At 69.6% G+C, this 25299-nt stretch carries 25 protein-coding genes and 1 tRNA gene; 6 read left to right on the top strand and 20 right to left on the bottom strand.

Annotated features, from left to right (window positions below):
- Window positions 1-47: 47 nt before the first annotated feature.
- A complete protein-coding gene (locus AC1DVI_RS11680) occupies window positions 48-560 on the bottom strand; it encodes an invasion associated locus B family protein (protein ID WP_094301712.1) in 513 nt (170 codons plus the stop codon).
- 278 nt (window positions 561-838) lie between these two features.
- On the opposite strand from AC1DVI_RS11680, the gene AC1DVI_RS11675 reads away from it, so the two are divergent.
- The gene (locus AC1DVI_RS11675) at window positions 839-1867 is read left to right on the top strand and encodes a Fe(3+) ABC transporter substrate-binding protein (RefSeq protein ID WP_476958113.1); all 1029 of its coding nucleotides are present in this window, start codon (window positions 839-841) and stop codon (window positions 1865-1867) included.
- A gap of 68 nt (window positions 1868-1935) precedes the next feature.
- Here AC1DVI_RS11675 and AC1DVI_RS11670 read toward each other — a convergent pair whose 3' ends face one another.
- From AC1DVI_RS11670 to ihfB, 13 genes are all read right to left on the bottom strand, one after another.
- Window positions 1936-2784 carry a pirin family protein gene (locus AC1DVI_RS11670; RefSeq protein ID WP_476958112.1) on the bottom strand — a complete coding sequence of 283 codons (849 nt, stop codon included), beginning with the start codon at window positions 2782-2784 and terminating at the stop codon, window positions 1936-1938.
- 104 nt (window positions 2785-2888) lie between these two features.
- The gene (locus AC1DVI_RS11665) at window positions 2889-4625 is read right to left on the bottom strand and encodes an ABC transporter permease (protein WP_476958111.1); all 1737 of its coding nucleotides are present in this window, start codon (window positions 4623-4625) and stop codon (window positions 2889-2891) included.
- Window positions 4626-4756: 131 nt separating this feature from the next.
- On the bottom strand, window positions 4757-5407 hold the full coding sequence (upp, locus tag AC1DVI_RS11660) for a uracil phosphoribosyltransferase (RefSeq protein WP_476958110.1): 651 nt from the start codon (window positions 5405-5407) through the stop codon (window positions 4757-4759).
- 108 nt (window positions 5408-5515) lie between these two features.
- Window positions 5516-6430, bottom strand: a complete 915-nt coding sequence (locus AC1DVI_RS11655; protein ID WP_476958109.1) for a diguanylate cyclase — start codon at window positions 6428-6430, stop codon at window positions 5516-5518.
- Window positions 6431-6614: 184 nt separating this feature from the next.
- Window positions 6615-7259 carry a phosphoribosylanthranilate isomerase gene (locus AC1DVI_RS11650; RefSeq protein WP_476958108.1) on the bottom strand — a complete coding sequence of 215 codons (645 nt, stop codon included), beginning with the start codon at window positions 7257-7259 and terminating at the stop codon, window positions 6615-6617.
- Window positions 7260-7271: 12 nt separating this feature from the next.
- Window positions 7272-7985, bottom strand: a complete 714-nt coding sequence (gene pyrF / locus AC1DVI_RS11645) for an orotidine-5'-phosphate decarboxylase (protein WP_476958107.1) — start codon at window positions 7983-7985, stop codon at window positions 7272-7274.
- A 143-nt stretch (window positions 7986-8128) separates the two neighbouring features.
- Window positions 8129-9193, bottom strand: a complete 1065-nt coding sequence (locus tag AC1DVI_RS11640; protein WP_476958106.1) for a YsnF/AvaK domain-containing protein — start codon at window positions 9191-9193, stop codon at window positions 8129-8131.
- Window positions 9194-9197: 4 nt separating this feature from the next.
- Window positions 9198-9641: a YsnF/AvaK domain-containing protein gene (locus AC1DVI_RS11635; RefSeq protein ID WP_476958105.1), complete on the bottom strand. Its 444-nt coding sequence runs from the start codon at window positions 9639-9641 to the stop codon at window positions 9198-9200.
- 17 nt (window positions 9642-9658) lie between these two features.
- On the bottom strand, window positions 9659-9799 hold the full coding sequence (locus tag AC1DVI_RS11630) for a hypothetical protein (RefSeq protein ID WP_175426405.1): 141 nt from the start codon (window positions 9797-9799) through the stop codon (window positions 9659-9661).
- 91 nt (window positions 9800-9890) lie between these two features.
- Window positions 9891-11003, bottom strand: a complete 1113-nt coding sequence (locus AC1DVI_RS11625; RefSeq protein ID WP_476958104.1) for an NAD(P)/FAD-dependent oxidoreductase — start codon at window positions 11001-11003, stop codon at window positions 9891-9893.
- A gap of 14 nt (window positions 11004-11017) precedes the next feature.
- Window positions 11018-11974 carry a bifunctional Delta(1)-pyrroline-2-carboxylate/Delta(1)-piperideine-2-carboxylate reductase gene (gene lhpI, locus AC1DVI_RS11620; RefSeq protein ID WP_476958103.1) on the bottom strand — a complete coding sequence of 319 codons (957 nt, stop codon included), beginning with the start codon at window positions 11972-11974 and terminating at the stop codon, window positions 11018-11020.
- A gap of 88 nt (window positions 11975-12062) precedes the next feature.
- Window positions 12063-12452, bottom strand: a complete 390-nt coding sequence (locus tag AC1DVI_RS11615) for a lipopolysaccharide assembly protein LapA domain-containing protein (RefSeq protein WP_476958102.1) — start codon at window positions 12450-12452, stop codon at window positions 12063-12065.
- Window positions 12453-12551: 99 nt separating this feature from the next.
- A complete protein-coding gene (gene ihfB, locus AC1DVI_RS11610) occupies window positions 12552-12836 on the bottom strand; it encodes an integration host factor subunit beta (protein WP_014239239.1) in 285 nt (94 codons plus the stop codon).
- A gap of 275 nt (window positions 12837-13111) precedes the next feature.
- On the opposite strand from ihfB, the gene AC1DVI_RS11605 reads away from it, so the two are divergent.
- Window positions 13112-13918: a DUF2189 domain-containing protein gene (locus AC1DVI_RS11605; protein WP_476958101.1), complete on the top strand. Its 807-nt coding sequence runs from the start codon at window positions 13112-13114 to the stop codon at window positions 13916-13918.
- 133 nt (window positions 13919-14051) lie between these two features.
- Here AC1DVI_RS11605 and rpsA read toward each other — a convergent pair whose 3' ends face one another.
- The 4 genes from rpsA to ggt all read right to left on the bottom strand — a co-directional run bounded on the left by rpsA (window position 14052) and on the right by ggt (window position 19788).
- Complete coding sequence (gene rpsA / locus AC1DVI_RS11600) at window positions 14052-15761, bottom strand: 30S ribosomal protein S1 (protein ID WP_476958100.1); 1710 nt, start codon at window positions 15759-15761, stop codon at window positions 14052-14054.
- Window positions 15762-15916: 155 nt separating this feature from the next.
- Window positions 15917-16579, bottom strand: a complete 663-nt coding sequence (gene cmk / locus AC1DVI_RS11595; protein WP_476958285.1) for a (d)CMP kinase — start codon at window positions 16577-16579, stop codon at window positions 15917-15919.
- A gap of 5 nt (window positions 16580-16584) precedes the next feature.
- Window positions 16585-17922 (bottom strand): 3-phosphoshikimate 1-carboxyvinyltransferase, encoded by a 1338-nt coding sequence (gene aroA, locus AC1DVI_RS11590; protein WP_476958099.1) that lies wholly within the window; start codon window positions 17920-17922, stop codon window positions 16585-16587.
- Between the two features lie 87 nt (window positions 17923-18009).
- Window positions 18010-19788 (bottom strand): gamma-glutamyltransferase, encoded by a 1779-nt coding sequence (gene ggt, locus AC1DVI_RS11585; protein WP_476958098.1) that lies wholly within the window; start codon window positions 19786-19788, stop codon window positions 18010-18012.
- A gap of 207 nt (window positions 19789-19995) precedes the next feature.
- Here ggt and AC1DVI_RS11580 point away from each other — a divergent pair, with 207 nt between their 5' ends.
- The 4 genes from AC1DVI_RS11580 to AC1DVI_RS11565 all read left to right on the top strand — a co-directional run bounded on the left by AC1DVI_RS11580 (window position 19996) and on the right by AC1DVI_RS11565 (window position 22047).
- The gene (locus AC1DVI_RS11580; RefSeq protein WP_149164117.1) at window positions 19996-20388 is read left to right on the top strand and encodes a TIGR02300 family protein; all 393 of its coding nucleotides are present in this window, start codon (window positions 19996-19998) and stop codon (window positions 20386-20388) included.
- Window positions 20389-20532: 144 nt separating this feature from the next.
- Window positions 20533-20608 (top strand) — tRNA-Ala (locus tag AC1DVI_RS11575).
- 168 nt (window positions 20609-20776) lie between these two features.
- Entirely contained in the window at window positions 20777-21055 is a 279-nt protein-coding gene (locus AC1DVI_RS11570) for a hypothetical protein (RefSeq protein WP_119508056.1), read from the top strand.
- An 89-nt stretch (window positions 21056-21144) separates the two neighbouring features.
- A complete protein-coding gene (locus AC1DVI_RS11565; RefSeq protein WP_476958097.1) occupies window positions 21145-22047 on the top strand; it encodes a pirin family protein in 903 nt (300 codons plus the stop codon).
- Here the strand turns inward: AC1DVI_RS11565 and AC1DVI_RS11560 are convergent.
- Together AC1DVI_RS11560 and AC1DVI_RS11555 are read right to left on the bottom strand one after the other, a co-directional pair.
- Window positions 22025-24010: a molybdopterin biosynthesis protein gene (locus AC1DVI_RS11560; protein ID WP_476958096.1), complete on the bottom strand. Its 1986-nt coding sequence runs from the start codon at window positions 24008-24010 to the stop codon at window positions 22025-22027. The two genes, AC1DVI_RS11565 and AC1DVI_RS11560, sit on opposite strands and share 23 nt — an antisense overlap.
- Window positions 24011-24036: 26 nt before the next feature.
- Window positions 24037-25269: a molybdopterin-binding protein gene (locus AC1DVI_RS11555; protein WP_476958095.1), complete on the bottom strand. Its 1233-nt coding sequence runs from the start codon at window positions 25267-25269 to the stop codon at window positions 24037-24039.
- Window positions 25270-25299: the final 30 nt, after the last annotated feature.

Here is a 25299-nt window from a genome sequence, read left to right as displayed (position 1 = left end):
GCGGATCACTCCGCGCCGTTTTTACTAATGTCGTCCGGTTCGTCCGGTCATTGCAGGCTGCGCTGCATCTCTTCGAAGTTGCGCGAGAAGCCGTTCAGCGGGAAGTCGATGTCGCGCTTGCCGGCGCGCAGGAAGTTCACGCGGACCAGCACCGTGGAGCCGTTGCGGAACTGGTCCACGACGCGGCCCGACACGAAGTTCGGGAACATGCACATGTTCAGCGTGGCGATCTGCGTCTCGATGCGCGGTTGACGGTCGACGCGGATGGCGCAGTTGTCGATCATGCCCTGGCTGGTCGTCAGGAACAGGTGGTAGTCGTTGCCGGTCGGGATGACGCTCAGCGCCACGAAACCGACCTCCTTGCCGTCGTCGAACAGCCGGTAGTTCATCAGCCGGCAGACCTTGGTGTCGGTCATGCGGTCGATCTCGCAGCGGCTGGTCCAGGCGCCTTCCGGGCCGTACTCGGCGGCGGATTTGGAGAAGTCGACGGCAGAGGCCGGCGTGGCGGCCAGCGCGGACAGCAGCGCCGCACCAAAAGCGAAGAGACCTGTCCAACGCATCCTGACGCTCCCCAATTGTCGCCCCGATCGGCCGCTCGCGATCCCGCCCGACGGCGGGCACCGCGAACGGATTATAGGCATACCCCAAAGACGAACAAGCCTTTACACCTTTGGTTGGCGTCTTAGTCCGCGATGATCGTTCCGCTCCGCATCCTTTTTGAATATTGAGAACGGTTATCGTTCACGCTTGACACCCCGCCCCCCGAATGGTCAAGTCGGCGCATGAGAACGCTTCGCAATTGCGGGCGTGAACCGACAAGAATTCGGGAGTCACGAGGATGCACATCGGATCGCGCGGCGTGTTTGCCGCCACCATCGCCGCCACGCTGCTGACCATGACGGGTCTCGCCAGCGCCGCCGAGGTGAACATCTACTCCGCGCGCCATTACGATGTGGACAAGGACCTCTACGACGCCTTCACCAAGAAGACCGGCATCAAGATCAACGTCATCGAGGGCAAGGAAGAGGAGCTGATCGAGCGGATGAAGACCGAAGGCGGCAACAGCCCCGCCGACGTGTTCATCACCGTGGACGCCGGCCGCCTGTGGCGCGCCCAGGAGGCCGGTCTGCTCCAGCCGACCCGCTCCAAGGTCATGGAGGAGGCCATCCCGGCCCACCTGCGCGAGCCGGAAGGCCATTGGTTCGGCATCTCCAAGCGGGCCCGCATCCTGGTCTACAACAAGGCCTCGGTGAAGCCGGACGAGATCAAGACCTACGAGGAGCTGGCCGACCCGAAGTGGAAGGACCGCGTCCTCGTCCGCTCCTCGACCAGCGTCTACAACCAGTCGCTCGTCGGCTCGCTGCTCGCCGCCCACGGCGAGAAGGCGACCGAGGAGTGGGCCAAGGGCGTCGTCGCCAACATGGCGCGCAAGCCGCAGGGCGGCGACACCGACCAGATCAAGGGCGTGGCCGCCAACGAAGGCGACGTGGCCGTGACCAACACCTACTACTTCGCCCGCATCGCCTCCTCCGCCAAGCCGGAGGACAAGGCCATCGCGGAGAAGCTGGGCGTGATCTTCCCCAACCAGGGCGACCGCGGCACCCATGTCAACGTCTCCGGCGCCGGCGTCATGAAGAACGCGCCGAACAAGGAGCAGGCCATCCAGTTCCTGGAGTATCTGGTCAGCCCCGAGGCCCAGAAGATGTTCACGGAAAAGAACTACGAGTACCCGATCGTCGCCGGGGCCGAGACCGCGCCGGTTCTGGTCACCTGGGGCAAGTTCAAGGAAGACCCGCTGAACGCCGCCGTCTACGGCAAGAACAACGCCGAGGCTCTGAAGATCATGGATCGCGCCGGCTGGAAGTAAGCCACCGTCCGGCGTAACGAAGGGGCGCGTCCCAGCGGTGGAGACGCGCCCTTTTCGTTTTTGTGGCTTTAAAACTTGCCCTCTTCGTAGTCGCGGTACGCCTGCATCACCTCTTCGCGGCTGTTCATGACGAAGGGGCCGCCCCAGGCCACCGGCTCGCCGATCGGTCGGCCGGAGAGCAGCAGGAAGCGCGCCCCGGACGGGCCGGCGGTGATCTCCGCCCGGTCACCCTCGCCCAGCACCAGCACCCGCGGCCCGCCCAGCCGGACGGAGCTGCCGGGCGCCACCACCGATCCCTCGAAGACCACCAGCGCCGCCGTATGACCCGCGGGCACCGGCTCGGAGAAGGCGGCACCCGCCGGCAGGCTGACGTCGAAGTAGCGGGCCTCCGTCGGGCCGCTGCGCACCGGGCCGGCGGTGCCGTTGCCGGTGGTGCCGGCGATCACCGTCACCGTGGTCCCGCCCTCGCGCGTCTCGACCGGGATACGGTCGGCGGCGAACTCCTGATAGGCCGGGTCGCTCATCTTCAGCCGCGCCGGCAGGTTGATCCAGAGCTGGAAGCCCTTCATCAACCCTTCGGTCTGCTCCGGCATCTCGGAATGGATCACGCCGCGCCCGGCGGTCATCCATTGCACGCCGCCGGTCTCGATCACGCCCTCATGGCCGTGGTTGTCCCAGTGGCGCATGCGGCCGGCCAGCATATAGGTGACCGTCTCGAAACCGCGGTGCGGGTGGTCGGGGAAGCCGGCCAGATAGTCCTGCGGCGTGTCGGACCCGAAATAGTCCAGCATCAGGAAGGGATCGAGCATGCGCAGGCGCGGCGTGCCGACCATGCGGGTCATGCGCACGCCGGCCCCGTCGGACGCTTCCATGCCTTCGACGGCGGTCAGGACGGGACGGACGGTTTCGGCGGTCATCGGACGCTCTCCTCAGGCAACATCGCTGAGAGAGAGGTATTCTTTCCAGTCCGCCGGATAAAGCCCCAGCACCGCTCAACACTGTTGCGGCGGGGGCAACAGCCTCACTCGTCGGTCTGGCCAGGGCGGGAGCGGCTGATGGACAGGCTGAGCAGGATCACCGGCACGATGCCCACCGCGACGATGGCCAGCGCCCCGGTGGCGGCCTCGGTCAGCCGCTCGTCGGAGGCCAGCGTGTAGACGCGCACCGCCAGCGTGTCGAAGTTGAAGGGCCGCACGATCATCGTCGCCGGCAGTTCCTTCATCACGTCGACGAAGACCAGCAGGCCGGCGGTCAGCAGGCTGCCCCACATGATCGGCGCGTGCACCCGGATCAGCGTCCGCCCCGCCGTGTGGCCGAGCACGCGCGAGGCGAAGTCCATCGTCGGGCGGATCTTGCCCAGGCTGGCCTCGATCGTGTTGAAGGACACCGCCAGGAAGCGGACCAGATAGGCGAACAGCACCGCCGCGATGGTGCCGCTCAGCACCAGGCCGGTGGACACGCCGAAGGTCTGGCGGAAGAAGGCGTCCACGGCGTTGTCGAGATGGGCGAAGGGAATCAGCACGCCGACCGCGATCACCGAGCCGGGAATGGCGTAACCCATGGCGGCGACGCGCACCGCGCCCTTCAGCAGCGGCGTCGGGCGCAGCCGCTGACCGTAGGCCAGGACCAGCGCCAGCGACACCGCCAGCACGGCGGCCAGAGCCGCCAGCGTGAAGCTGTTGCGGGCCAGCGTCAGGAACACCGGCCCGAAGGCCTGATCCCCCGCGGTGACCGCCATGCGGACCAGCAGCCCGGCGGGCAGCAGGAAGCCGAGCAGCAGCGGCAGCCCGCAGGCCGCCATGGCGGCGGCGGCGCGCCAGCCCTTCAGCTCATGCTTGGGCAGGCGGCGGTAGCGGGTGGTGGTGTGGTGGTAGCGGGCCTGCCGGCGCGACCAGCGCTCCATCAGCACCAGCACCAGGACAAACAGCATCAGCACGGCGGCCAGCTGCGCCGCCGCCACCGGCTGGCCCATGGCGAACCACGTCCGGTAGATGCCGGTGACGAAGGTGTTCACGGCGAAATACTGCACCGTGCCGAAATCGGCCAGAACCTCCATCAACACCAGCGCCAGACCGGCGACGATGCTGGGGCGGGCCAGCGGCAGCGCCACCGTGAAGAAGCTGCGCCACGGCCCGCGGCCGAGCGTACGGCTGACCTCCAGCACGCAGACCGACTGCTCCAGGAAAGCGGCGCGCGACAGCAGATAGACGTACGGGTAGAGCACCAGCGTCATCATCAACGCGGCACCTTCAAGCGTACGGATGTCGGGAAACCAGTAATCCCGGCGCGACCAGTGGAAGGCCTCGCGGAGCGCGGTCTGCACCGGGCCGACGAACTGGAGCAGGTCGGTGTAGACGTACGCCATGACGTAGGCCGGCACCGCCATCGGCAGCAGCAGCGCCCATTCCAGCGTACGGCTGCCGGGAAAGCGGCACATGGTGACCAGCCAGGCGGTGCCCACCCCGATCACCAGCGTGCCCAGCCCCMCCCCGAAGACGAGGCGTACGGTGTTCAGCAGATACTCCGCCAGCACCGTCTCGACCAGATGCTGCCACACCCCGTCCGTCGGCACGAAGACGCGGCTGATCACCGCAATCACCGGCAGGGCGACCAGCGCCGCGATCACCAGCGTCGCCAGCGTCCAGCCGCTGAAACCGACGCGATGCCACAGCGAGGCCCACAGGGAGGAACGGAAGCCGGCGGCCTGAACCGGGCCGCCCGGTGTCGGGCCGGGGGTTTGAAAGGTGTCCGTCGTCAAGGCCGGTTACGCCCATAGGGATGTGTCGAACGGGACCCCTATGGTGTCACACTGTGCGAATAACTCGCAATGACAACATGCCGCACCCCTTTCTCCTGACGGTATGACAGGGATGCGGCCGCCGTTTGTGGTTACTTGGTGCCGAACATGCGGTCGCCCGCGTCGCCCAGGCCGGGGACGATGTAGGCGTTCTCGTCCAGATGGCTGTCGAGCGAGGCGGTGAACACCTTCACCCGCGGGTGGGCGGCGGCGAAGACGCGCATACCCTCGGGCGCCGCCACCAGCGCCATGAAGCGGATGTTCTCGTCGTCCACACCGTGACGGTTCAGCACGTCGCAGGCGTGGACGGCAGAGTTGCCGGTCGCCAGCATCGGGTCCACCACGATGAACAGGCGGCCCTCCGCCTCGGGCAGCTTCACCAGATACTCGTGCGGCATCTTGGTGTCGTGGTCGCGGTAGAGGCCGATGTGCCCCTCGCGCGCCGACGGCACCAGCTCGTGCAGGCCCTGGGCCATGCCGAGGCCGGCGCGCAGCACCGGCACGATGGCCAGCTTCTTGCCGGCGATCACCGGCGCGTCCATGGGCTGGAGCGGCGTGTCGATCCGCTCGGTCGTCAAAGGCAGGTCGCGGGTGATCTCATAGCCCATCAGCAGCGAGATTTCGCGCAGCAGGGTGCGGAAGCCGCCGGTGGAGCGTTCCTTGGCCCGCATCAGCGTCAGCTTGTGCTGGATCAGCGGGTGGTCAAGGATGAACAGGTTGGGGAATTCGGTGTTGGTGCGCATGGATCTCGTGCCGCGGCCTGTATAGACCCCGATCCTAACCCGGCGGACCCGCTTCGGCCAAGCCGCCCTTACGCGATGCCGCCGGATGCACCGTTCGGAAAACGAAAATCAGCGTCGGTTCGGAAGCGCCGACCGTCCCGCCACACCCTCCGGCTGGTCGACCCCATAGCGGACCACGCGGTTGCGGCCGCTGTTCTTCGCCTGATAGAGGGCGCGGTCGGCGCAGACCACCATCTCCTCCACCGGCAGTTCCTCTCCGGCCTCGACCAGCCCGAAAGAGGCGGTGACCGCGATCCGCCGCCCGTCGGGCAGCACCACCGGAGTCCGCGCCAGCTCGCCGCGCAGCCTCTCGATGACCCGGAAGCCCTCGGCAAGGCCGGTTTCCTTCAGGCAGATCAGGAACTCCTCCCCGCCCATGCGGAAGGCCTCGTCGAAGCTGCGAATGCCCCGGCTGATGGCGGCGGCGGTGGCGGCCAGGACGCGGTCGCCGATGTCGTGGCCGAAGGTGTCGTTGATGCCTTTGAAGCGGTCGATGTCGCAGATGGCGACGCAGAAGGCCGGGCCGTTCCGGCGGAAGCGGTTGTGCTCGCGCTCCAAGGCCTCCTGCATGCCACGGCGGGTGCGCAGGCCGGTCAGCGGGTCCAGCCCGCTCGCCGCGGCACCGAAAGCGCGCTCGACCCGGCGGAGATGCAGGACGAATTCCTCGAAACGGGCGATCACTCCTTCATAGTCGGCCTCGCTGGGGCTCTCGCCGCCGGCCGCCTTCAGCAGAAGCAGCTTGGCCTTGCGGTGCATCTGCTCATGCAGGGTGACCAGCTTCTCCACGGCGGGCTGGTGAGCCAGATCGTCGGCGTTGACCGCCACGCACCACGCCGCGAAGGAGGCCGGCGCCGACACCCGCTCGCCCCCCTGCCCGCCGCGGAAGAATACCGCGCGGTGCCACTGCCCGACCCATCGCAAATGCTCGTCGAGGACGAGGCCGAGGCTGTCGGATGGCGAGCGTGTGTCGGACGAGCTGGTCATCGGGCTTGCACGGCTTCCCTTCGGACACATCCATCGGTCGCGGCCGGCGGATGCCAACAGTATCGCACGAAGTCATAACGCCCGTCCGCAACCCGGTCGTGCGATTAAGTTGTGCCCGTCCGCCAAAAGGGAAAGCCCCACGGCAACATCAAATTTTATTCAAATGCCTATCCGCGACGCGGCGTCACAGCCCGGCCACGCTGTCCAGGAAGCGGCGGATCAGCTCCGGGTCCTTGTGGCCCGGGCGGTCCTCCACCCCTGACGACACGTCGAGCGCGGTGGCGCCGGTCGTCCGCACGGCTTCCGCCGCGTTCTCCGGCTTCAGCCCGCCGGACAGCATCCAGGGCTTCGGCCAGCTCCGCCCGGCGAGCAGCGTCCAGTCGAAGGCGATGCCGTTGCCGCCCGGCAAAGCCGACACCTTGGCCGGCGGCTTGGCGTCGAACAGCAACCGGTCGGCGACCTCGGCGGCCTCCAGCGCGGCGGCCAGATCCTCCGGCCCGCCGACCTTGATCGCCTTCATCACCGGGATGTTGAAGGCGGCCTTCACCTCGGCGATGCGGCGCGGCTTCTCCTTGCCGTGGAGTTGGATCAGGTCGAAGGGGACCTGGCTGACCACATGCTCCAGGAAGTCGTTCTCCGGATCGACGAACAGCCCGACCGTGCGCACGCCCGTGGGCACCAGCCGCGCCAGTTCCGCCGCCATGGACGGTGCGATGGAGCGCGGGCTCGGCGGGTAGAAGACGAAGCCGACGTAGCGCGCCCCGCCGGCCACGGCGGCGTGCAGCGACAGGGGCTCGGTGAGGCCGCAGATCTTCACGCTGACGGGCATTGGAAAGCGTCCTTACAGTTCCGAAACGATGCGTCGGGCGGCGGCTTCCGGATCGGCGTCGCCGGTGATCGGGCGGCCGATGACCAGATGGTCCGCCCCGGCGGCCAGCGCCTCGGCGGGAGTCATGACGCGCTTCTGGTCGTTGGCGGCGGCCCAGGCGGGGCGGATGCCCGGCACCATCAGGATGAAGTCCGGCCCGCAGGCCTCGCGGATCAGCGCCACCTCGGCGGGGGAGCAGACGACGCCGTCCACCCCCGACTCCTTGGCGAGCAGCGCCAGCCGCTTCACCTGATCGGCCACCGGGACGCTCTGGCCGACGGCCTGGAGGTCGGCGGCGTCCAGGCTGGTCAGCACGGTGACGGCGAGGATCTTCGGACGGTCCGCGCCCGCGCCGGCCGCGGCCTCCGCCGCCGCGCGCATCATCGCCGGGCCGCCGGAGGTGTGGATGGTCAGGAAGGCCGGCTTCAGCGGCAGTGCCGCCCGGATGCCGCCCGCCACCGTGTTGGGGATGTCGTGCAGCTTGAGGTCGAGGAACAGCGGCGGGCCATCCTCGCCGATCACCGCACGGATGCCCGCCGGGCCATGGGCGATGAAGAACTCCAGCCCCAGCTTGATCCCGCCGACCACCCCCGCGATCCGCCGGCCGAGGTCGCGGGCGGTGTCGAGGTCGGTCGTGTCGACGGCGCAAAAAATGCGCGAGGCGGGCGCGATGCTGGGCGTGCTCATGGAAAAACGGCTCTCCGAACCCTGGAAGGTGGTGATGCCGCGCAGCCTAACAAGGGCCGGCGGCAATCACCAGACTTCCGGGGCGCGCAGATGCCTTATCCCTCCCGCAGGCACCCCACGGGAGGGTCGTGGGCCGCTTGAGGTCAAATCTTCCGGTCTGGATCGCGGTCAAGCCCACGGTCCACCGGACGGTCGCCGGGCATACGGTCGCGGTCCGAAGGAAGGTCGGCCGGACGGTCGGCGCCGGTGACGCGGGAGTCGTCGATCTCCACCTCGGTCCGGCGGACCGTGTCGGACACCGTCTGCGCGCGCTCCTCGGCCTCCTTGCGGATCACCACCTCCTCCCGGACCCGCGCGGTCTTCTCGACCACCGCTTCCTCGTCCGTCTCGCTCACTTCGATGGTGCGCTCTTGGAAGGCTTCGGGGGGCAGGTCGCTGATGGGACGATCCACCGGGCGGCGTTCGACCGTCACCTTTTCATCGCGCAGGCGGACCTGTTCCTCCACCGGTGTCTCGGTCATGTAGCTGCGGACGCGGACGGACCCGCGCTCCACCTCCCGCTTGCCGACGTTCAGCCGCTCCTCGACCACAGGAATGCGCTGCTCGTCGCCCGATCCAACCGCCCCGGCATGGCGCGTGGTTTCGGTGCTGCGGATGGTGTCGGTTTCGACCCGCCCCACGGTGCCTTCGGTGTTGACGTCACGCAGGGACGCCGCGGCGGCGCCCAGGCCAGGGCTGTAGCGCGTGCGCTCCTCGGTGGCCTGGGTGTGGTCGTAATCCGTGGCGGAGGCGTCGTAACCGGTCCAGCCGGTTTCCCGATAACTCCGACCGCGGTCGGCGATGTCCACCGGGCCATGCTGCTCGACGATGGCCAAGGCCTCGTCGCATTGCGCGTCCTCCACGCGGCCGACCAGAAGAACGCCGCCGCGGCGTATGCCCTCCGCAAAAATCTCCGCGTCGTCCCGTGTCACTCCCATGCGGGTCAGCATCGACAGGCGCTTGTCGCGGGCGTTGAAGTTCAAGTCCTCCCCGAAATCGGCGGCGTGGCGCCAGCTTTCCAGCCGGCCCTCGGTGGCGGTTCCCAGATTGGCGCTGTCGGCGCCCATCATAGTGAAGTCCTGGCGCAGGTTCCGGGCCTGCAATTCGCCAAGCACGCGTTCGGCACTGGACAGATCGTCATACAGCGCGACGATGGTTTTCCTGTTCATCAGCCTACTCCTGTGAAGGCAATGTTTCGGACCGCTGCGCGTCGGCGCGCGCAGTGTTGTCCCTGGTGACGACGGCGTCTTCGGAGCGCAACGTCTCGGTGACGCGCTCGGTGCGCCGGGTCGCCTGTTTGCGAATGTGCAGTTCTTCTTTGAGGACCAGCCGTTTCGTCACGACCAGTTCTTCTTCGAGAATCGGAATGATCAGCACGTCGCCCTCGTACCGCGGCTCCGGCACGGCCTCGACCGGGCGACCCACCGGAACGCGAAGGACCTCCACCGCCTCGCTGGCGAGATCCTGTTCCACGGTTTCCTCACGCTCGCGGACGACCGTGGTGATCCGCAAGCGGCCGGTTTCGACCGTGCGCTTTCCGACAGACAGGGTTTCCTCGTAAAGAGGGACGGCTTCCTCGGAGACGGTCCGCTCCGGCGGTATCCGTTCCTGTGGCATGGCCGCCGTCTCGGCGCTCAGAGGAAGATGAACAGGGCGACAAGGATCACCAGCACGACGAGCGCGATGACCCACCAGTTCATCCCGGTCGAGCCAGCCGGCGCCGTCCGGTTCCCGTCCGTGTCATAGACACCCACTTTCCGCGGTTCATCGGCCATGGGGCTTACTCCCTGTCTGTTTGGATTGGGGCGGTTTGCCTTGGTTGCCCATTTCCAACAGAGGGAACACGGCGCCGTTCCGTGCGTCCGGTCAGCGTCCCGCGGCCCAGAGGGATAGCCCGGCTGCGCGCGCCGGATCGCCGATCGCGGCGGACAGGGCCTCGCCCAGCGCCGGGGCGAACTTGAAGCCGTGGCCGGAGCAGGCACTCATCAGCCAGCAGCGGGCGGACAGCGACTCGACCACGAAGCGCTCGTCGTCGGTCACCGTGTAGAAGCAGGTCGCCGCGTTGGCGAGGCTGTAGCGGTGGCCGTCCGCCAGCACCCGGCGGGCGCGGTCCAGCACGTCGCGCGCCTCGTCCGGATCGGGATCGCGCTCGGTGTCCGGGTCGCCGACGCGCGAAAAGCGGTGGTCGCCCGCCTTCATCGTCGTGCCGGCCACCGGGGGAACGACGTAGACCCCGCTCTCGCCGTCCGCGTCGATCAGCATCGGCGCCGCCGCCCAGACGCCGCGCAGGCCCTCCGGCGGCATCAGATAGGCAACGACCTGCCGCGACGGGGTCAGGCGGGCGGCCATTTCCGGCAGCAGCTTGGTCACCCAGGCCCCGGCGGCGACCACCAGGGCGTCGGCGCCGATGGTCCGGCGGTCGGCCAGCGTCACCGTGGCGCGCTCGGCGTCGATGGCCGTCACGGGGGCACGCGCGTGAACCGTCACCCCCAGCGCGTTCAGATGATGGCTGAGCAGTTCCACGATGCGCCCGGCGAGCAGCACGCCGCCCGACTCCAGATGCAGCCCCTCCGCCACCGCACTGGCGTCGACCAATGGGAACTCCGCGGCGATCTGCGCCGGGGTCAGGCGGCGGAAGGGATGGCCCAGCGACTCCAGCACATCGACGCTGTCGGCCAGCCAGCGCCGCCCATCCTCCGCCGAGGCGGTGCAGAGCGTGCCGCTGGGGATCAGCAGCCGCTCGCCCAGGTCGGTCCACAGCCGTTCCCACGCCTGGAAGGCGGTGTCGGCCATGCGGGCGTAGCCGGCGCTGGCGCCGTAGGCGTGGCGGAACAGCCGGTGCTGGTCCACGGAGCTGCCGAAGGGGTTGGGCACCTGGCCCTGGTCGAAGACGGCGACCTCGTGCCCGGCGCGGGCCAGCGCCCAGGCGGTGCACAGCCCCATGATGCCGGCGCCGACGACGGTGATGCGGAGAGTCATGATGGAAAAACGCCTCAGCGGATCGTGTCGTTGTGGATCACCATCTCCACCGCCAGCTGGGCGGCGCAGAGGTCTTCCAGCGCGGTGCCGACCGACTTGAACAGGGTGATCTGGTCGTAGAAGCGGCGCCCGGCGCGCTGGCCGCGGGTGAGATCGTAGAGATCGCCGGCGATGTCCGCGTCGGTCAGGATGCCGGCCCTCATCGGCTGCACGATGTCCCCTGCTTCCTTGCAGGCGCCCTCGCGGGTGTCCACGAAGACGCGGGAGCGGCGGATGCAGTCGTCGTCCGCCTCGCGCATCTCCGGGGTGAAGCCGCCGACGAGGTCGAGGTGGGCGCCCGGCTGAAGCCATTCGCCGCGGATCAGCGGCTCCTTTGCCAGCGTGGCGCAGGAGATCACCTGGGCGCCGCGCACCGCCCCTTCCAAATCGGCGGTGGCCTCGATGCGGAATTTCGGGCGGTGGAAGCGGCTGGCCACCTTCTTCGCCTTTTCGAGGCTGCGCCCCCAGACCAGAACATGCTTGATCGGCAGGACGGTGGCGAAGGCCTCGATCAGCTCGGGCGCCAGCGCCCCTGTGCCGACCATCAACAGCCGTTCCGAGTCGGGCCGCGCGAGGTAGGAAGCGGCGAGCGCGGAGGCCGCCGCGGTGCGCCGCTTGGTCAGGGCGGTGCCGTCCAGAACCGCCTGGGGCATCCCCGTCTTGCCGTCCATCAGCAGATAGAGCCCCTGCACCGCCGGCAGATCCTTCGCCCCGTTGTCGGGGAAGACGGTGACCACCTTGACGCCGATGGACTGGTTGACCTGCCACGCCGGCATCAACAGCAGCGTGCCGTCGTTCTGGCCGTAGGTTTCGACCGTGTGGTGGTGCCGCATCGGCACCTCGACCCCGGCGCGGAAGGTCTGCCGCATGCGCTCGATCAGCATGCGGAAGTGCAGGACGGATTTCAGCTCGGCTCCGGTGACGGTGCGCATCGGCGGCTCCCTCCACAGGTCCGGCAAAGCGGAACCCCCCTCCCGCCCCCCAGCCGGACGGGAGGCCGAAGGGGATGCCGGCGGGCGGTCAGTGGACCGTGGTCGCCGGCAGGGCGGCGCCGGACCCGGTCACCGCGGGCAGGCCGGCGGTGCCGGACACCGGACGGTTCATCTCGGCCAGACGCTTCTCCGCAGCGGCGGCGCGGGCCTGCGTCTCCTTCAGCTCGCGCTCCAGGTAGGAGACGCGGTCCGAGGAACGGCGGGCGCGGCGGCGGTGGCGGCGCTGGGCGTTCCAGGCGACGACTCCGCCGGCCAGGAAGCCGATCACCAGCGCCACCAGCGTGGCGAGGTAGACCGGAACCTCCAGCGTGAAGGGCAGCGGCCAGAGCGACAGCGTGACCAGGCCACGGTTGGAGATGGCGAACAGCACCGCGGCCAGCGCGATGGGAACGGCGATGATAAGGGCGATGAAACGCACGGGTGTGGTCCTCGTATCCGTGGTCGGGTGTCCGTGGTCTGGCGGGGCAGCGCCGGGTCCGGGCCGATGAGTCAGCGACGGGCTGTCAATGAACGGACATCATTCGTCGGTGTTCAAGCGCTCGCGCAACTGTTTTCCGGTCTTGAAGAAGGGGATCGCCTTCTCGCCCACCTCGACGGCTTCGCCCGTGCGCGGGTTTCGGCCGGTGCGGGCGTCGCGACGCTTGACGGAGAAGGCGCCGAACCCGCGCAGCTCCACCCGGTCGCCGCGGGCGAGCGCTTCGGAGATCTCGTCGAAGATGGTGCCGACGATCTTTTCGATGTCGCGCTGGTACAGGTGCGGATTGCGCTCCGCGAGCCGTTGAATCAGCTCTGATTTGGTCATGGCGATTCCGTTTCCCCCGGTTCGAGCGCCCTTGGACCGCGCTCCTTGACCTGCGCGCAAGCGTGCCACCGGGTCCGGTGACCGTCAAGCTAAGCCTTTCTGGCGGAACCCTTTTCCCGGCAACGCTCCGGCTTGCCCGATGGCCTCCAGGAAAAAGGTCTGAAATGTGATTAATCCGTCTTACGGATTGCCTTTGAACTCACCATTTCCGATGAGATGGTTGGAACGGTCCCGGTCGCCGGATGCGGTTGAAGGGACGCGGTTGGAGGTTCGCCATGACGCACGCCCATCACACCGGCCCCGCCGACCCGCTGGCCGGCCTGCCCTACGCGGACCGCGTCCGCACCGTCACAACCGCCCATGCGCTGGGCTGGCTGCGGGCGGGCTGGCTGGACCTGCGGGCGTCGGGCTGGGTCAGCCTCGCCTACGGCGCCCTGTTCGTCGCCATCGGCTTCGCCCTGACCGGTGGGTTGGTCCTGGCCGGGATGGCCTATCTGATCGCGCCGATGATTGGAGCCTTCCTGCTGATCGCCCCGCTCCTGGCGCTCGGCCTCTACCGGATTTCCAAGGACGTCGAGGAGGGGCGCCGGCCCAGCCTGTGGCGGGCGCTGACCGCGTGGCGGGCCAACCCCTACCATATCCTGACCGCCGGCCTGATCCTGATGCTCTATGTGATGATCTGGGCGCGGATGAACGTGGTGGCCTTCGCCCTGTTCTTCCCGCACGAGGCCATCGCGCTCGATCATTTCGTGGCGCAGATGTTCAGCCTGGACGGTCTGGTCTTCACCGTGTTCATCACGGCGCTGGGCTTCGCCTTCGCCGCCTTCGCCTTCATCACCAACGTCACCGCCCTGCCGATGATGATGGACCGCCCGGCCGACGTCTTCGCCGCGGCGCTGGCCTCGGCGATGGCCGTGCTGCGCAACCCACGCGTCATGGCGCTGTGGGCCGGGCTGATCGTGCTGGTCACCGGCGCCGGGCTGCTGACCGGCTTCCTGGGCCTGATCGTCGCCCTGCCCCTGGTTGGGCACGCGAGCTGGCACGCCTACCGCGACCTCATCAAGGAGGACGAGGAGGGGTGAGAGGCTGACGCGCTGCAAAAGGAAAAAAGCCGCCGCGGGTGACCGCGGCGGCTTTTTCTTTGGCGTAGGTGCGAGAGGCGGGCCCCCTCCCCGACCCTCCCCCGCTTGCGCGGGGGAGGGAGGGAGAAATGCCTTACTCCTCGCCGGTCTGCTGCTTGCGCTTCAGAGCCGCACCCAGGATGTCGCCCAGCGAGGCGCCCGAGTCGGACGAACCGTACTCGGCCATCGCCTGCTTCTCCTCCTCCATCTCGCGGGCCTTGATGGACAGCGAGATGCGGCGGGAGCCGCGGTCGATCTGGGTGACCTTCGCGTCGACCTTCTCGCCGACGGCGAAGCGGTCCGGACGCTGCTCCGAACGGTCGCGGGACAGGTCCGACTTGCGGATGAAGCCGGTGTAGCCCTCGCCGACCGTGACCTCGATGCCACCGTCGGTGACCTGGGTGACGGTGCAGGTGACGACCTCGTTCTTCTTCAGGCCGGCCGTGGCAGCCTCGAACGGATCGTTCGCGAGCTGCTTGATGCCGAGGGAGATGCGCTCCTTCTCGACGTCGACGTCCAGGACCTTGACCTTGACGCGGTCGCCCTTCTTGTACTCGGCGATGGCCTCCTCACCCGACTTGTTCCAGTCGAGGTCGGACATGTGGACCATGCCGTCGATGTCGCCCGGCAGACCGACGAACAGACCGAACTCGGTGATGTTCTTGACCTCGCCTTCCAGCTCCGTGCCCGGGCCGAACTTCTCGAGGAAGGTCTCCCACGGGTTGTCCAGGCACTGCTTGAGGCCCAGGCTGATGCGGCGCTTCTGCGGATCGACGTCCAGGACCATGACCTCGACTTCCTGAGAGGTCGACACGATCTTGCCCGGATGGACGTTCTTCTTCGTCCAGGACATCTCCGAGACGTGCACCAGGCCCTCGATCCCCGGCTCCAGCTCCACGAAGGCGCCGTAGTCGGTGATGTTGGTGACGCGGCCCTTGAACCGCGAGCTGACCGGGTACTTGGCTTCCACGCCTTCCCACGGATCGGCCTCGAGCTGCTTCATGCCGAGGCTGATGCGCTGGGTCTCCGGGTTGAAGCGGATAACCTGGACCGTGACGGTCTGGCCGATCTGCAGGGCCTCGGACGGGTGGTTGATGCGGCGCCACGCGATGTCGGTGACGTGCAGCAGGCCGTCGACGCCACCCAGATCCACGAACGCGCCGTAGTCGGTGATGTTCTTGACCACACCCTGCAGAACCTGGCCTTCCTTGAGGTTGGCCACCAGCTCCGAACGGGCCTCGGCGCGGCTCTCTTCGAGCACGGCGCGACGCGACACGACGATGTTGCCGCGCGAGCGGTCCATCTTCAGGATCTGGAACGGCTGCGGGGTGCCCAGCAGCGGGGAGATGTCGCGGACCGGACGGATGTCCACCTGCGAACCCGGCAGGAACGCCACGGCGCCCGACAGGTCGACGGTGAAGCCGCCCTTGACGCGGCCGAAGATGACGCCGGTGACGCGGGTCTGGTCCTGGAAGGACTTCTCCAGCAGCGCCCAGGCCTCTTCGCGCTTGGCCTTCTCACGCGACAGAACGGCTTCGCCGTTCTTGTCTTCCATGCGCTCCAGATACACCTCGACCGTGTCGCCCGCCTTCATCTCGGGCGGCTGGCCGGCAACGGCGAATTCCTTCAGCGCGACGCGGCCTTCCGACTTCAGGCCGACGTCGATGGTGACCATGTCGTTCTCGACGGAGACGACGCGGCCCTTGACGACCGAGCCTTCGAGGGACTCGGCCGTGCCGAGCGACTCCTCGAGCAGAGCCGCAAAGCTTTCCTTCTCGCCGGTCCGGGCCATAGCTTGTGCCATTGAAACTCCTAAGGTTGGCCGAAAGCGATCCCGCCATGGTCCGTCCCGCGGCAAAACGGGCCGGCCCCCGATGGGACCACCGCGCCGGGCACCACGCCCGGCGACTTGGTTGACATATGTTCCTTTGGAGGGCCGAAGCGCCCGGACCCTGATGCTCAGACCTTAGGGCCGAAACCGGTTTTCGTTCCGATAAAGGCGGTCGCCGCTGCGAACGCCTGGTCGGCGTCGAGGGCGGAGGTATCAAGCACAAAAGCGTCGGCAGCCGGCAGGAGCGGTGCTACCGTCCTCTGGCTGTCGCGCGCGTCACGGGCCTTCATGTCCTCCAGGACGTCGGACGGTATAGCCGGAATCCCGCGTTCCCGCAACTCCTTGAGTCGCCGTTCGGCCCGCACCTCCACCGAAGCGGTAACGAACAGCTTGGCATCGGCGTTCGGGCATACGACCGTTCCGACATCCCGCCCGTCCAGCACCGCCCCCGGCGCGCCGCCGGGCGGGGTCGCGGCGAAGCGCCGCTGGAAGTCGAGCAGGGCGGCCCGCACCGCCGGCACCGCGGCGACCTTGGACGCCGCCTGCGCCGCCTCGTCGCTGCGCAGGGCCGGGTCGTTCAGGATGCCGTCGTCCGGCCGCAGCGCGCGGGCGGCCTGCGCCGCCGCCTCCGCGTCCGCCGGGTCGCCGCCCGCGCGCAGGACGCTGACGCCGACCGCGCGGTAGAGCGCCCCGGTGTCGAGATGCGCGAAGCCGTAGGCCTGGGCGATCCGCTTGGACAGCGTGCCCTTGCCCGCCGCCGCCGGACCGTCGATGGCGATGACCAGACCCATCGCCCTCACGCCCCCGCGATCTTCGCGCCGACGCCGTTCATCAGGGCGACGAAGCCGGGGAAGCTGGTGTCGATGAAGGCGCCGTCGTCCACCTGCACCGGCTCGGCCGTGGCCATGCCCAGCACCAGGAAGCTCATGGCGATACGGTGGTCCATGGCGGTGGCGACGGTGGCGCCGCCCTGCGGCGGCTTGCCGGTGCCGTAGACGGTCAGGCTGTCGTCGGCCCCGACCTCGACCTTCACGCCGCACTTGGTCAGCCCGTCGGCGACCATGGCGAGGCGGTCGCTCTCCTTCACGCGCAGCTCCTTCAGGCCGAGCATGACGGTGGTGCCCTCCGCGCAGGCGGCGGCGGCGGCAAGGATCGGGTACTCGTCGATCATGCTGGGCGCGCGATCCGCCGGGACGACGATGCCCTTCAGCGGGCCGTGCTTCACCCGCAGGTCGGCCACCGGTTCGCCCGCCTCGTCGCGGCGGTTCTCGAAGGCGATGTTCGCGCCCATCTCGACCAGCGTGTCGTAGAGGCCGGTGCGGCGCGGGTTCATGCCGACGCCGGGCAGCAGCAGCTCCGAGCCGGGGCGCAGCAGCGCCGCGACCGCCGGGAAGGCGGCGGAGCTGGGGTCGGCGGGCACGACGATCTCGCGCCCGGTCAGCTCCGGCTGGCCGGTGACGGACACGGCGAGCGCGCCGTCCTCCATCCGCTCGGTCGTCACGGTGGCGCCGAAATGGCGCAGCATCAGCTCGGTGTGGTCGCGGGTCGGCTCCGCCTCGATGACGGTGGTGATGCCGGCGGTGTTCAGGCCGCACAGGATGATCGCCGACTTCACCTGGGCGGAGGCCACCGGCAGACGGTAGGTGATCGGCACGGTGCGGTCGCTGCCGACCACGGTCAGCGGCAGCCGCCCGCCGGACCGCCCGACGAAGCGCGCCCCCATCTGCTCCAGCGGCCCGGTCACGCGGGCCATCGGGCGCTTGTTCAGCGAGGCGTCGCCGGTGAAGACGCAGGTGATCGGGTGCGACGCGACGAGGCCCATCAGCAGGCGCGCCGCCGTGCCGCTGTTGCCCATGTCGAGCACCTGCGCCGGTTCCGCCAGCCCGCCCAGACCGACGCCGCGCACGCGCCACACGCCGTCCCCGCCGCGCTCCGCCTGGGCGCCCAGCAGGCGCATGGCGGCGGCGGTGTTCAGCACGTCCTCCCCTTCCAGCAGGCCGTGGATGACGGTCTCGCCCACCGCAACGGCGCCCAGCATCAGCGACCGGTGCGAAATCGACTTGTCGCCCGGCACGCGGATGGTGCCGGCGAGCGCGCCGGTGGAGGATGAGCGAAGCGGCTTCGCCTGCAGCATGGGAGGGCTCCCCAGACAAGAATGTGACCAGGGCGGAGTACCTAGCACAGCGGGAAGGGCGATGCGAGCGATGCGCGGTTCCCGCGATCAGTCGCCGACCGCCACCCCCTCGCGCCGGGTGTCGGCGCCGCCGGACAGCCCCTGACCGGTCACCACGATTGCCTGGGTGCCGGAGGTCAGCTCCATCGCCTTGACCGAGTGTCCCCGCGCCTCCAGCGCCGCGATCCAGCCCTCCGCCTCGGTGCCCTGCTCCAGCTCGGTCGGGCCGTTGCGGCTGCCGAAATTGGGGGCATCCACCGCCGCCTGCGGGTCGAGGGTCCAGTCGAGCAGGGCGACCAGCGTCTTGCCCACGTAGTTGATGATGTTGCTGCCGCCCGGCGACCCCACCGAGGCCACCAAAGCGCCGTCGCGGAAGACCAGGGTCGGCGCCATCGAGCTGCGCGGCCGCTTGCCCGGCTCCACCCGGTTGGCGACCGGCTTGCCGTCCTCCGTCGGGGTGAAGGCGAAGTCGGTCAGCTCGTTGTTCAGCAGGAAGCCCCGCACCATCAGGCGGGAGCCGAAGCCGTCCTCGATGGTGGTGGTCATGGCGACCGCGTTGCCCGCCCCGTCGACCACGGAGATGTGGCTGGTGCCATGCTCCTCGGCCTCGGCGAAGCCCCAGGCGCGGCCATGCTTGAAGGGCGGCTCGCCCGGCTGGGCCTTGCCCATCGACCGCTCGCCGACCAGAGCGGCGCGGCTCGCCAGATAACCGCGGTCGAGCAGCCCCTTCACTGGCACCGACACGAAATCGGGGTCGGCCAGATAAAGGCCGCGGTCGGCGAAGGCGAGTCGCCCGGCCTCCGACATCCAGTGCGCCGCCAGCGCCGGATCGCCGCGGGTGGCGGCCATGTCGCGGCTCTCCAGGACGGTCAGCATCTGCAGCACCGCGACCCCGCCCGAGCTGGGCGGCCCCATGCCGCACAGGGTGTAGGCACGGTAGGGACCGCAGACCGGCTCCCGTTCCTTGACCCGGTAGGCCTTCAGGTCGGCCTCCGTCATGTCGCCGGGGTTGGTGGGGTGGCCGGTCACCGCCTTGACGAGGTCGGCGGCGATGGAACCCTCGTAGAAGGCGGCGGAGCCCTTTTCCGCAATGGCCCGCAGCGTCGCCGCGAAGTCCGGGTTCTTCAGGATATGGCCGACCGGCCAGGGCGTGCCGTCCGGCTGGTAGAAGTAGGCGCGGGCCGCGGGGTTGGCCGGCAGGTGCTTCTCCATCGCCAGCTGGCCGTTCAGCCGGGGGCTGACCGTGAAGCCGTTCTCGGCCAGCGCGATGGCGCGCTCGAACAGGCGGGGCCAGGGCAGTCTGCCGTGCTTGCGGTGGGCGTGCTCCAGCAGCATCACCGTGCCCGGCACCCCGACGGACCGCCCGCCGATCACCGCGTCGTAGAAGGGTATCGGTTTGCCGTCCGCCCCCAGGAAACGCTCCGGTGTCGCCGCGGCCGGCGCCGTCTCGCGCCCGTCGAGCGAGGTCACCGCCTTCGTTGCGGCGTCGTAATGGACCAGGAAGGCGCCGCCTCCGACGCCGGAGCTTTGCGGCTCCACCAGATTGAGGACGAGCTGCACGGCGATGGCCGCGTCAACCGCGCTGCCGCCCGCCCGCAGGATCTCGCGCCCGGCCTCCGCCGCCAGCGGATTCGCGGCGGCCACCATGTACCGTGTGGCGGTGTCGACGCTGCGGCTGCCGCGTCCGGTCGCGCGCTCCGGCGCCACGTCGCCCGCAGCGCCAGGGACGAGCGACGGCGCCGTCTGGGCCAGGGCCGCCAGCGGCAAGGCCGCCAGCAGGCCGGCGGACAGCAGCGCCCGCCAGCGGCGGGACAGCAGGATCGGCATCGGGTTCCTCCCCCATTATCATGGTATCCTTAGTGGGCGGCCCGGAGGACCACCGCAGGGTGAAGTTTGGCACCGGCCGACGGCCCCGCCACGCCGACGGCGACATTCAGCGAACTTTTTTTTGACAAGCGCCCGCTGGCGTGGCAAAGGGCGCGGCTTGCAATTCCCGAATTGGGCATTCCCTAGGAACGTGACGGAGGACGAGGCGTGGCCAAACCCGAATGGGGCGTCAAGCGCATCTGCCCGAGCTGTGGCGCGCGCTATTACGATCTGCGCAAGGACCCGCCGGTGTGCCCGAGCTGCGGAGCGCAGTTCGATCCCGAGGCGTTGCTGAAGTCCCGCAAGGCGCGCCCGGCGCCGGTCGACGATGTCAAGAAGGCCCCGGTGGTCTCCTCGGAGGACGAGGAAACCGAGACCGAGGAGGAAGAGTCGACGGAACTCGACGAAGTCGAGGACGATGTGACCGTCGACGACATCGAGGAAACCGACGAGACGCCCGAGGACGAGGACGATGTTCTGATCGAGGACACCTCGGAGTTGGGTGAGGACGACATGGACGAGGTCGTCGACGTCGAAGGCGAAGACGAGGAGGAGCGCTGATCCGCGCTCCCCTTTAGGAAGGACGGGTTCGGCGGGGCGGAAAAAAGGTGGGCGGGGCTGAATTTTTCTCTTGCATCGGACCCCCGTCCTGACCAATATCCCGCTCCACCGAGGCCGGCCGCAAGGCTCGCCGCCCAGAGTTTCGGGGCCATAGCTCAGCTGGGAGAGCGCTACAATGGCATTGTAGAGGTCAGGAGTTCGATCCTCCTTGGCTCCACCAAACACCCGAAGGGCCTGCGCAGCACCGCGCGGGCCCTTCGGCGTTTCGGGTCCTTTTCCGCCGGCTCTTTCCAGCGCCGCCGTCTTGACAGGCGTCAAGGAAGGCTCTTTGGTCGGGCGGCACCGTCGGCTTGCGCCGATTCCTCTTCCCTCCCGCTTCGGACACGCCATGGCCGACATCCTGATCGCCAACACCCTGACCGGCGACACCACCCTGGGCGCGCTGAACGCCGTCGATCCCGACGCCGTGGGCCGGCTGGCGCAGATCCACCCGGTCTTCAACCCCGGCGTCGGCGTGCCCGACAGCGCCAGCCTGAACGATCTCGCCAAGGCCACCGGCATCCCGCTGGACGTGCTGCTGGCCACGGCGCGCGGCGCCATCCACGTCACCGCCCCGGCCGGTGGCTGCGGTTGCGGAAGCGGCGGCTGCGGCACCCCCAAGCACTGACCGCTTTCCCCCTCCCATTCGCCGCGCCGGTCCCCACCTGTTGGTGGCACCCACCATTGGGAACGGGCTTCGGGAACGGGAGGACAGGCATGACGACGGCCCCAACATCGACCGAGTCTCCGGACGGCTGGCTGGAAACGGTGGTCGTTCCGCGCACCAGCGACATCGGCGGATTCGAGGTGCGGCGCGCCCTGCCCTCCGTCCGCAAGCGGATGGTCGGGCCGTTCGTCTTCCTCGACCAGATGGGGCCGGCCATCCTGAAGGCCGGGGCGGGCATCGACGTCCGCCCCCACCCGCACATCGGGCTGGCCACCGTCACCTATCTGTTCGACGGCGAGATCCTGCACCGCGACAGCCTGGGCACCGTCCTGCCGATCCGGCCGGGGGCGGTGAACTGGATGACCGCCGGGCGCGGAATCGCCCATTCCGAACGCTCCGCCACCGACGAGCGCGGCCGCGACCGGCTGCTGTCGGGCATCCAGTCCTGGGTCGCCCTGCCCAAGACCCATGAGGAGACCGACCCCGCCTTCGTCCATCTCGGCGCCGATGAGTTGCCGGTGGTGGAGGGCGAGGGCAAGCGGCTGCGCGTCGTTGCGGGCGAGGCGTACGGTGTACGTTCGCCTATGGACACGCTGTGGAACACGCTGTACGTCGATGCCTCGCTGGACGCCGGCGCCCGCTTGCCCATCGACCCAGAGACGGAGGAGCGGGCGCTCTACATCGCCGACGGCACCGTCACGATCCACGGCGACCGCTTCGAGTCCGGGCGGCTTCTGGTGCTGCGCCCCGGCGACGCGGTGACGGTGGAGGCCGAAACCGCCGCCCGCCTGATCCTGCTGGGCGGCGCCGTGATGGACGGCCCACGCCACATCTGGTGGAACTTCGTGTCCAGCCGCCAGGAGCGCATCGAACAGGCCAAGGCCGAATGGAAAGCCGGGCGGTTCGACGCCGTTCCCGGCGAGACGGAGTTTATTCCGCTTCCGGAACGGTGAAGCCCAGCGCCGTCAGCCTCTCCCGCACCGCCGGATCGGCCAGCGCCGCCAGGAAGCGCTGGACCGCCAGCCGATCCCGGCGGTCGTCGGGAATCACGAAGTCATAATGCTCCGCCTGCAGGGGCAGGAAACCCAGCCCGTAGAGGGTGGCGACGCTGTCGATGGCGACGCCCCAGTCGGCGCGGCCCTGGGCGACCGCCACCGCCACGGCGTTGTGCGACTTGGCCTGCGACCAGTAGCCGGTGGGGCGCGCCGCGCCAAGCAGGCGGTCGGTCAGGATGCGGGTGCCGCTGCCGGCGTTGCGGTTGACCAGGATGCAATCGGGGTCCTGCGCCGCCGCCAGACCGGCCTCCTCGGCCGTTTTGCCTTCGAAACGAACGTCGCCCTTGCGGAAGACGATGCCCTGAAGGCGGCGGTAGCCGGTCACGAGGCCGAGCGCCGGGGTCAGGAAGGGACGGTTGTACTCGCCGCTCTTCGGGTCCATCAGGTGGATGGCCGCGACGTCGCACTCGCCGCGCCGGGCGGCGGCGAGGCCGCCCATCGAGCCGACGTTGAGCGCCTTGACCGTCAACCCCTCCCCGACCAGCCGGCCGGTGATGGCGTCCAGCCCGACGCAATGGCTGCCGATCACGATCAGGTCGGCGGGGCGGGTGTCGCGCCCGATGCGCTGGACCGACACCGGGGTGCCGGCCTCCACCGCCTCGGCCTGCGGGTCGATGGCGATGAAGCCGTCCGCCGCGCTGAAGGCGGTCACCGCGCCGGAGCCCTTGGACAACGGATAGGCCGCCAGCCCGCCGTCCGCCCCGCGCACCAGCGAGACCATCACATATTCGGTTCGGCCCCGTTCCGATCCCAGCCGCATCGGCACCGTCGCATCCACGCTCTCCTTCGCCGCAGGGGGCAGGCCGGCCAGTGCGCGCAGCACCGGGGCGACGAACTCGTGGAAGGTGAACATGGCGGAGGTCGGGAAGCCGGGCAGGATCACCACCGGCTTGCCCTTCGTTACGGCGAGGCACAGAGGCTTGCCGGGCTTCAGCGCGACGCCGTGCGCAACGATGCCGGGGTCGGTCAGACGGCTGACGATGCGGTGGCACAGGTCGCCTGCCCCCTTCGACGTTCCGCCCGACAGCAGCAGCGCGTCGCAGGCCAGCCCCTGCTCGACCAGCTGGGCCAGTTCGGCCTCGTCGTCGCGGGCGATGCCCAGCCGGACCGGCTCCCCGCCCAGTTCCTCGACCGCGGCGGCGAGGATGGCGGCGTTCGAATCATAGACGGCGCCGGGCCGGATCGGCTCGCCGGGGGCGACGATCTCGTCGCCGGTGGACAGGATGGCCACGCGGGGGCGGCGGACCACCGAGACCTCCGCCCGCCCGATGGCCGCCAGCACGCCGATCTCGCGGGAGGTCAGCAGTTGCCCGCGCCGCATCACCGTCTCGCCGCGCCCGATGTCCGACCCGGCGGCGGCGACGAAGGCGCCGGGCACCACCGGCTTGCGGATCTCCACCAGAAGGGCGTCGTCGTCCTCATGCGATTCGGTGTGCTCGACCATCACCACGGCGTCGGCGCCGCGCGGCAGCATGCCGCCGGTGGCGAGCACGGTGGCCGTGCCGGGGGCGACGGTCAGCACCGGGACGCGCCCGGCGGACAGCACCTCCTCGTTCAGACGCAGCACGACCGGCGTGTCCTCGCCCGCCCCCTGGGTGTCGGCGGCGCGCACCGCGAAACCGTCCACCGAGGACCGGTCGAAGCCGGGAACATCGACCTCCGCCACCACGTCGGCGGCCAGCACGCGGCCCAGCGCGGCGCCCAGCGGCACCGTCTCCGCGCCCTTGGGCGTCAGGTCGAGATGGCGGCGGAACCGCGCCTCGGCCTCGTCGCGGCCCACCACCTCCAAAAACTGCTCCTGCCGGGCCGCCTGGGCGACAAAACGCCGGATGCCGAATCGCCGGATGTCCTGGTTGGACACGCCCTTCCCCCCTCGCTCGATGCCGTTCAGAGACTTATACCGTCAAAACAGCGCAGGGTCACGGTCGCCCCGGCGGGAAAACCCTCGCTGTCCGCGGGGATCAGCACGAAGCCGTCGGCCAGCACCGCCCCGGCCAGACCCGGCCGGTGCGGGGAGGCGACCGGCTCGACCATCCCATCCGCCGTCCGGCGCACGCGGTACAGCTCGGTGCAACCGATCTCCGACACCAGCTTGCGCACCGCCACGGCGGGGACCGCCGGATGCGGCAGCGCGGAGTCCCGACCGGCCAGACGGCGCACCGCCCGGCCAGCCAGCAGCTCATAGGCCGTCAGGCAGGCCATCGGTTCACCGGGCAGAAGCACGGCGGGCACGCCGCCGGCCGTCCCAAGCGCCGCCGAATCGCCGGGACGCAGGGCCACGCCGTGCAGAGCGAGTTGCCCCGCCTCGGCCAGCGCCAGCGGGGCCACGTCATCCTCCCCCACACCGGTGCGCCCGACGGAGATCAGCAGGTCGGCGCCGGGAGCCGCGTAGGCGGCGGCCAGGACGGCGCGGTCCGCCGGCAGCGGCCCCACCAACTCCGCCACGCCGCCATCGCGCGCCACCAGCGCGGTCAGCATGGCGCCCAGCGTCTCGGGTCCGGACCGCGGCCCCCCGGCCAGCACGATCCGCACCCGCGGTCGGGCGCCGACACGCACCGTGCCGATCCCCAGCGCGGTGAGCAATCCGAGGTCCTGCGGGCGCAAGCGATGCCCGGCCTTCAGCAGGACCGTCCCGCCGCGCAGCCCCTCCCCCTGCCGCTCCACCCCGTCGCCCGGGGCGGCGCTGCCCAGCGCCTCGACGAAGGGACCATCGGCCTGCATGGCCTCCACGGGCAGGACCGCGTCGGTTCCCGACGGCATCGTCTCGCCCGCCGCGACCGTCACGGCGCCCGGCAGCGGAACCGGGTTGTAGGAGCCGGCGCCCAGCGTGTCGCTGGAGGCCACCGCCACCCCGTCGCGGGCGGCCCGGTCGGCGGGCGGCCAATCCCCTGGCGCGGTCACCGGCTCGGCGAGAACCACTCCCTCCGCCAGCGCGGCGGCGAGGTCGGCGAGAGCCACGGCGCGCGGCGGCAGAGGGTCGACGGCGGCGTCGATCCAGCCTTCCATGACCGGCAGGGCGGCACGGCTGGAAAAGCCGCGCCCGCGTACATCGAGGGGAATCGCTGAAGAAGGACGCCGGTTCCCGGTCGCGCGGTCGTCTCCGGCTCTGGCCGAACGCATGGCTGCCCCCGTGATGCCTCAGGTCGGCCC

It is taken from the genome of Azospirillum sp. P4_B5 (genome assembly GCF_056402275.1).
The sequence above is the reverse complement of the archived record's forward strand: the minus strand, read 5'-3'. Positions and strand labels throughout refer to the sequence as shown.

What these genes read in the sequence shown, in the direction of transcription:
- AC1DVI_RS11680 (WP_094301712.1), bottom strand. Translation starts at nt 560, where the DNA reads ATGCGTTGGACAGGTCTCTTCGCTTTTGGTGCGGCGCTGCTGTCCGCG.
- AC1DVI_RS11675 (WP_476958113.1), top strand. Translation starts at nt 839, where the DNA reads ATGCACATCGGATCGCGCGGCGTGTTTGCCGCCACCATCGCCGCCACG.
- AC1DVI_RS11670 (WP_476958112.1), bottom strand. Translation starts at nt 2,784, where the DNA reads ATGACCGCCGAAACCGTCCGTCCCGTCCTGACCGCCGTCGAAGGCATG.
- upp (WP_476958110.1), bottom strand. Translation starts at nt 5,407, where the DNA reads ATGCGCACCAACACCGAATTCCCCAACCTGTTCATCCTTGACCACCCG.
- AC1DVI_RS11655 (WP_476958109.1), bottom strand. Translation starts at nt 6,430, where the DNA reads ATGACCAGCTCGTCCGACACACGCTCGCCATCCGACAGCCTCGGCCTC.
- AC1DVI_RS11650 (WP_476958108.1), bottom strand. Translation starts at nt 7,259, where the DNA reads ATGCCCGTCAGCGTGAAGATCTGCGGCCTCACCGAGCCCCTGTCGCTG.
- pyrF (WP_476958107.1), bottom strand. Translation starts at nt 7,985, where the DNA reads ATGAGCACGCCCAGCATCGCGCCCGCCTCGCGCATTTTTTGCGCCGTC.
- AC1DVI_RS11640 (WP_476958106.1), bottom strand. Translation starts at nt 9,193, where the DNA reads ATGAACAGGAAAACCATCGTCGCGCTGTATGACGATCTGTCCAGTGCC.
- AC1DVI_RS11635 (WP_476958105.1), bottom strand. Translation starts at nt 9,641, where the DNA reads ATGCCACAGGAACGGATACCGCCGGAGCGGACCGTCTCCGAGGAAGCC.
- AC1DVI_RS11630 (WP_175426405.1), bottom strand. Translation starts at nt 9,799, where the DNA reads ATGGCCGATGAACCGCGGAAAGTGGGTGTCTATGACACGGACGGGAAC.
- AC1DVI_RS11625 (WP_476958104.1), bottom strand. Translation starts at nt 11,003, where the DNA reads ATGACTCTCCGCATCACCGTCGTCGGCGCCGGCATCATGGGGCTGTGC.
- lhpI (WP_476958103.1), bottom strand. Translation starts at nt 11,974, where the DNA reads ATGCGCACCGTCACCGGAGCCGAGCTGAAATCCGTCCTGCACTTCCGC.
- ihfB (WP_014239239.1), bottom strand. Translation starts at nt 12,836, where the DNA reads ATGACCAAATCAGAGCTGATTCAACGGCTCGCGGAGCGCAATCCGCAC.
- AC1DVI_RS11605 (WP_476958101.1), top strand. Translation starts at nt 13,112, where the DNA reads ATGACGCACGCCCATCACACCGGCCCCGCCGACCCGCTGGCCGGCCTG.
- rpsA (WP_476958100.1), bottom strand. Translation starts at nt 15,761, where the DNA reads ATGGCACAAGCTATGGCCCGGACCGGCGAGAAGGAAAGCTTTGCGGCT.
- cmk (WP_476958285.1), bottom strand. Translation starts at nt 16,579, where the DNA reads ATGGGTCTGGTCATCGCCATCGACGGTCCGGCGGCGGCGGGCAAGGGC.
- aroA (WP_476958099.1), bottom strand. Translation starts at nt 17,922, where the DNA reads ATGCTGCAGGCGAAGCCGCTTCGCTCATCCTCCACCGGCGCGCTCGCC.
- ggt (WP_476958098.1), bottom strand. Translation starts at nt 19,788, where the DNA reads ATGCCGATCCTGCTGTCCCGCCGCTGGCGGGCGCTGCTGTCCGCCGGC.
- AC1DVI_RS11570 (WP_119508056.1), top strand. Translation starts at nt 20,777, where the DNA reads ATGGCCGACATCCTGATCGCCAACACCCTGACCGGCGACACCACCCTG.
- AC1DVI_RS11565 (WP_476958097.1), top strand. Translation starts at nt 21,145, where the DNA reads ATGACGACGGCCCCAACATCGACCGAGTCTCCGGACGGCTGGCTGGAA.
- AC1DVI_RS11555 (WP_476958095.1), bottom strand. Translation starts at nt 25,269, where the DNA reads ATGCGTTCGGCCAGAGCCGGAGACGACCGCGCGACCGGGAACCGGCGT.